This is a genomic window from Arenimonas malthae CC-JY-1 (genome assembly GCF_000747075.1).
GTDB classification, from domain to species: domain Bacteria; phylum Pseudomonadota; class Gammaproteobacteria; order Xanthomonadales; family Xanthomonadaceae; genus Arenimonas; species Arenimonas malthae.
In genome coordinates, this window is sequence record NZ_AVCH01000054.1 from 1 (window position 1) to 5205 (window position 5205).

Below are 5205 nucleotides of genomic sequence, written 5' to 3' on the forward strand. Positions count from 1 at the left end.
CAGCCTTCCGACCTGCCCGCCGCCGCCATGGCCGGCGACGAAGACGCCGTGCAGCGCCTGCTCGAACTCGGCCTGCCGGTGGACGCGGTGGACGCGCAGGGCTGCAGCGCGCTGCTGCGCGCCGCCGGTGGTGGCCACGAGGCCGTGGTGGCCTTGCTGCTCGCGCGCGGCGCCGACACCCGCATCGCCGCGCGCACCGGCGCCACGCCGCTGTCGGCCGCGATCAGCATGCGCCACGCGGGCGTGGTCGATCAGCTCCTGCGCGCCGGCGCCGAACCCGACCTGCCGCTGCCCGGCCAGGTGACGCCGCTGATGCTGGCGGCCGCGCTGGGCCAGCCCGAACTGATCTCGCGCCTGCTCGCGCACGGCGCCAACCCCGAGGCGCGCGACGCCCAGGGCCTGGCGCCGCTGCACTGCGCCGCGCTGCACGCCTTCTCGTCGCGCGACCGCCAGCGCGTGCTGGCCCTGGTGGACGTGCTGCTGCTGGCCGACGTCGAACCCGATTCGCCCAGCGCCGCCGGCCAGACCCCCTTGCTGCTGCTGCTGGGCGCGCGCGCCGAACCCGGCACGGCCTGCGACGAGGACGTGCTGCTGGCCGCGCTCGACCGCCTGCTGGGCGAAGGCGTGGCGCTCGACGCGCACGACGCCCGCGGCCTGACGCCGCTGCACCTGGCGGCGCTGCACGGCCTGCCGCGCGTGGTGCAACGCCTGCTGCGCGAAGGCGCCGACCGCCAGGCGCGCGACGCGCTCGGCCGCACCCCGCACGACCTGGCGGTGCTGCGCGGCTTCGTCGACGTGGCGGCGGAATTCGAACCGGCCCGCAGCGCCGGCACGCCCTCGCTGGCGCGTTTCCTGCGCGAACCGGCCGCGGGCGACGACAACGGCCCGAAGCGCCCGCGCTGATCAGCGGGGCGGTTCGCCCTCGCCAGGTTCGGGCGCGGTGTCGGCTTCGAACAGGGTTTCCAGGTCGCGCAGCGCTTCGTGCGAAGACGCCACCAGCGCGGCCTCGTCGTCGTACACCAGGTGCTGGCGGCGCAGCAGCGCTTCGTCGTGTTCGCGGAAGCGGTCGGTGTTGCGCGCGGCCTCCTCGGGCGGCACGCCCAGGGCCTCCATCACCTTGCGGCCCATGACGAGGCTGGAGTGGAAGGTTTCGCGGGTCACGTCCACGTCCATGTCCATCAGCTTGAAGGCGTGCTGGCGGTTGCGGGCGCGGGCGTACACCTTCAGGTGCGGGTACATGCGCTTGACCAGGCGCGCGGTGCGCACGTTGGCGTCGGGGTCGTCGGTGGTGAGCACGAACACCTCGGCGCGGTCGGCGTGCGCGGCGCGCAGCAGTTCCGGGCGGGCCGGGTCGCCGAAGTAGATCTTGTTGCCGAAGCGGCGCGAGAAATCCACCTGTTCGGCGCTGTTCTCCAGCGCGGTGAAGGGGATCTTCTGCGCGCGCAGCATGCGCCCGACGATCTGGCCGACGCGGCCGAAGCCGGCGATGATCACCCGCGGGTACTCGTGGTCGATCAGGTCGGGCTCGCGCGCGGCTTCCACCTCGGGGTGCTCGCGCAGCCAGCGCGCCACCGCCATCATCGCCAGCGGCGTGGCGGCCATGGACAGGCCGATCACCACGAACAGCTTGTCGCGCGTCGCCGCATCCACCAGCCCGGCCTTGAGCGCCTCGGCGAACACCACGAAGCCGAATTCGCCGCCCATCGCCAGCACCGCGCCCAGCATCAGCGCGCTGCGCAGCGACACGCCGCCGGCCAGCCGCCCCACCAGCACCAGGATCAGCGTCTTCGCCAGCAGCAGCCCCAGCACGCCACCGGCGATCAGCGCCGGTTCGTCGGCGATGACGTTGAGGTCGATGCTCATGCCGATGGCGATGAAGAACAGGCCCAGGAACAGGCCCTTGAACGGTTCGATGTGCGATTCGAGCTCGTGCCGGAACTCCGATTCGGCCAGCAGCACGCCGGCCAGGAAGGCGCCCAGGCCCATCGACAGGCCGGCCTCCTGCATCAGCCAGGCATTGCCCACCACCACCAGCAGCGCGCTGGCGGTGAACACCTCCACCGACTTGGCCCGCGCCACCACCCGCAGCAGGTGCCGCAGCAGGAAGCGCCCGCCGATCACCACCGCCAGGATGGCCGCCACCGCCGTCACCACCGAATCGAGCGGTGGCGCCGAGCGTTCCAGCGCCTTGGCCGCGCCCAGCAGCGGGATGGCCGCCAGCAGCGGGATGGCGACGAGGTCCTGGAACAGCAGGATGGCGAACGCCACCCGCCCGTGTTCGCTGGTGAGTTCCTTGCGCTCGGCCAGCAGCTGCAGGCCCACGGCGGTCGACGACAGCGCCAGGCCCATGCCGATCACGAACGGCGCCTTCCAGCCGTCGGCCAGCAGGGTGGCGACCAGGCCGATGGCCAGCGCCGACAGCAGCACCTGCAGGCCGCCGGTGCCGAACACCTGCCGGCGCATCACCCACAGCCGCGGCGGGCTGAGTTCCAGGCCGATGATGAAGAGCAGCATCACCACGCCGAATTCGGACGCGGCCAGCACGTCCTCGGGGTCGGGCACCAGCTTCAGGCCGTCGGGGCCGATGGCGACGCCGGCGGCCAGGTAACCCAGGATCGCGCCCAGGCCCAGGCGCCGGAACAGCGGCACCGCCACCACCGCGGCGACCAGGAAGACGAGGATGATGCCGAGGTAGCCGCCGGATCCATGCATTGGCCGATTATGCGCTGCGCAAACGTGGCATTGAACGGGGGGTGGGCCGGTGTTCTACTCCCGAGGTGCCCGGGGGGGAGGGAAGACATGCGTCTTGCTGGATTGCTGTGCGCGCTGCTGCTGGCCTCGGGGCTGGCGCAGGCGGGCGAGCCGGCGCGGTTCACCGCGCAGCTCGAAGGGGAGCTCGTCATCGGCCCGCAGGGGCAGGTGCTGGAAGTGGCGTTCAAGGACGCCGGCTGGCTGGGCGAGGACGTGCGCCGCGGCTACGAGGCCAAGGTGCGCGAGTGGAAGTTCGAGCCGGTGCTCGTGCAGGGCCAGCCGATCAGCGCGCGCGGCCGGATGCGCCTGGACCTGCTGGCCGAACGCGACGACGAGGCGCGCACCGCCCAATTCGCCATCCATCGCGCCGTGTTCCTGGACCCGGAGACCTACCGCGGGCCGGACAAGTCGCCGAGCCTGCGTGCGCCGCTTTACCCGCGCGACGCGGCCCTGACCGGCATCGGGGCCCTGGTGGTGGTGGCCGCGCGGGTGGATGCGGACGGCAAGCCCACCGAAGCCGCCACCGAATACCTGCACCTCACCGGGCCCGACCCGGGTGCGCAGGGCCGCCGCTTCGCCAACCAGTTCCAGCGCGCCACGCTCGCCGCCATCAAGTACTGGACGCTCCAGGGCGTGGCCCCGGGCGAACTGGTGCGCATCCCGGTGCGCTACATCGCCCCGGGGCAGTCGCGCGAGGAACGGCGCTGGACGCGCGTGCGGCCGGTGCCGGTGGACGTGCCGGCCTGGGTGGTGGCGGCCTCGGCGGCGCAGGCGCCGATCGAACTGGCCGATTCGGGCGAGCGCGGTTCGGCCCGGCTGCGGCTGCTCACGCCGCTGGGCCTGCCCGGGCGCTGAAGCGTTCGCGGGCGGAAAACAAGAACGCCGGCCAGGGGCCGGCGTTCTTGCCTGAAGCGGGAGGCGGGCCTCAGCGCTTCATCGAAGAGAAGAACTCGTCGTTGGACTTGGTGTTCTTCATCTTGTCGAGCAGGAACTCCATCGCGGCCAGCTCGTCCATCGGGTGCAGCAGCTTCCGGAGGATCCAGATCTTCTGCAGCATGTCCGGCTCGATCAGCAGCTCTTCGCGGCGGGTGCCGGAGCGGTTGATGTTGATGGCCGGATAGACGCGCTTCTCGGCGATGCGGCGGTCCAGGTGCACTTCGGAGTTACCCGTGCCCTTGAACTCTTCGTAGATCACCTCGTCCATCTTCGAGCCGGTTTCCACCAGCGCGGTGGCGATGATGGTGAGCGAGCCGCCTTCCTCGACGTTGCGGGCCGCGCCGAAGAAGCGCTTCGGGCGGTGCAGGGCGTTGGCGTCCACGCCGCCGGTCAGCACCTTGCCCGAGCTGGGCACCACGGTGTTGTAGGCGCGGGCCAGGCGGGTGATCGAGTCGAGCATGATCACCACGTCCTTCTTGTGCTCGACCAGGCGCTTGGCGCGCTCGATCACCATCTCGGCGACCTGCACGTGGCGGGCGGCCGGCTCGTCGAAGGTCGACGAGATGACTTCGCCGCGCACGGTGCGCTGCATCTCGGTCACTTCCTCGGGCCGCTCGTCGATGAGCAGCACGATCAGGTGCACGTCCGGGTGGTTGTGGATGATGGCCTGGGCCACGTTCTGCATCAGCATGGTCTTGCCGGCCTTGGGCGGCGAGACGATCAGGGCGCGCTGGCCCTTGCCGAGCGGCGACATCAGGTCCATGACGCGGCCGGTGATGTCCTCGGACGAACCGTTGCCGCGCTCGAGGCGGAAGCGCTCGCGCGGGAACAGCGGGGTCAGGTTCTCGAACAGCACCTTGCCCTTCGACGCCTCCGGCGGTTCGCCGTTGATGGTGTCGACGATGTTGAGCGCCACGTAGCGCTCGCCGTCCTTGGGGCTGCGGATGCGGCCGGCGATGTGGTCGCCGGTGCGCAGGTTGAAGCGGCGGATCTGGCTGGGCGAGATGTAGACGTCGTCCGGGCCGGCCAGGTAGCTGGCGTCGTCCGAGCGCAGGAAGCCGTAGCCGTCGGGCAGGATTTCCAGCACGCCGTCGCCGGCCACGCCGGCGGGGTGGCGGGTGAGCACCTTGAGCAGGGCGAAGTTCACGTCCTGCTTGCGCATGCGGGCCACGCCCTCATGCAGGTTCAGCTTCTCGGCGATCTCGAGCAGCTTGTGCGCCGGCATGCGCTTGAGGTCGTTGAGGCTGTAGGTCGGGAAGTCCGGCGGCAGCTGGGGAAGCGGGCGGTCGTTGCGCTCGCCGCCGCCGTTGCCGCCGCCATTGCCTTCGTCCTCGCCGCCGTCGCCACGCGGGCGGTCGCGGAAGCGGTCGCGCTTGTCGCGGAAGCGGTCGCGGCGGTTGCGCCGGCCTTCGCGGAAGCCGCCTTCGCGGTTGGCGTCGTCGCCACCCTCGCGCTGGCCGCCGCCTTCCTGGCCGCCGCCCTGGCCCTGCTCGCCGCCGCCCTGGCGTTCGCCGCCCT

4 protein-coding genes are annotated in these 5205 nt (G+C 71.8%); 2 read left to right on the top strand and 2 right to left on the bottom strand.

Annotation, left to right across the window (positions count from 1 at the left end):
• Positions 1 to 903, top strand: a 903-nt coding sequence (locus N790_RS03795) for an ankyrin repeat domain-containing protein (RefSeq protein ID WP_043800965.1), incomplete at its 5' end; no start/stop codon positions are given.
• Here the strand turns inward: N790_RS03795 and N790_RS03800 are convergent.
• On the bottom strand, positions 904 to 2712 hold the full coding sequence (locus N790_RS03800) for a monovalent cation:proton antiporter-2 (CPA2) family protein (protein ID WP_043800966.1): 1809 nt from the start codon (positions 2710 to 2712) through the stop codon (positions 904 to 906).
• 87 nt (positions 2713 to 2799) lie between these two features.
• Here N790_RS03800 and N790_RS03805 point away from each other — a divergent pair, with 87 nt between their 5' ends.
• On the top strand, positions 2800 to 3606 hold the full coding sequence (locus N790_RS03805; protein WP_156969916.1) for an energy transducer TonB: 807 nt from the start codon (positions 2800 to 2802) through the stop codon (positions 3604 to 3606).
• 70 nt (positions 3607 to 3676) lie between these two features.
• Here N790_RS03805 and rho read toward each other — a convergent pair.
• Positions 3677 to 5205, bottom strand: a 1529-nt coding sequence (gene rho, locus N790_RS03810; RefSeq protein ID WP_043800971.1) for a transcription termination factor Rho, incomplete at its 5' end; no start/stop codon positions are given.

Excerpts from the sequence above, each read along its gene's own strand:
- N790_RS03800 (WP_043800966.1), bottom strand. The coding sequence starts at position 2,712 with ATGCATGGATCCGGCGGCTACCTCGGCATCATCCTCGTCTTCCTGGTC.
- N790_RS03805 (WP_156969916.1), top strand. The coding sequence starts at position 2,800 with ATGCGTCTTGCTGGATTGCTGTGCGCGCTGCTGCTGGCCTCGGGGCTG.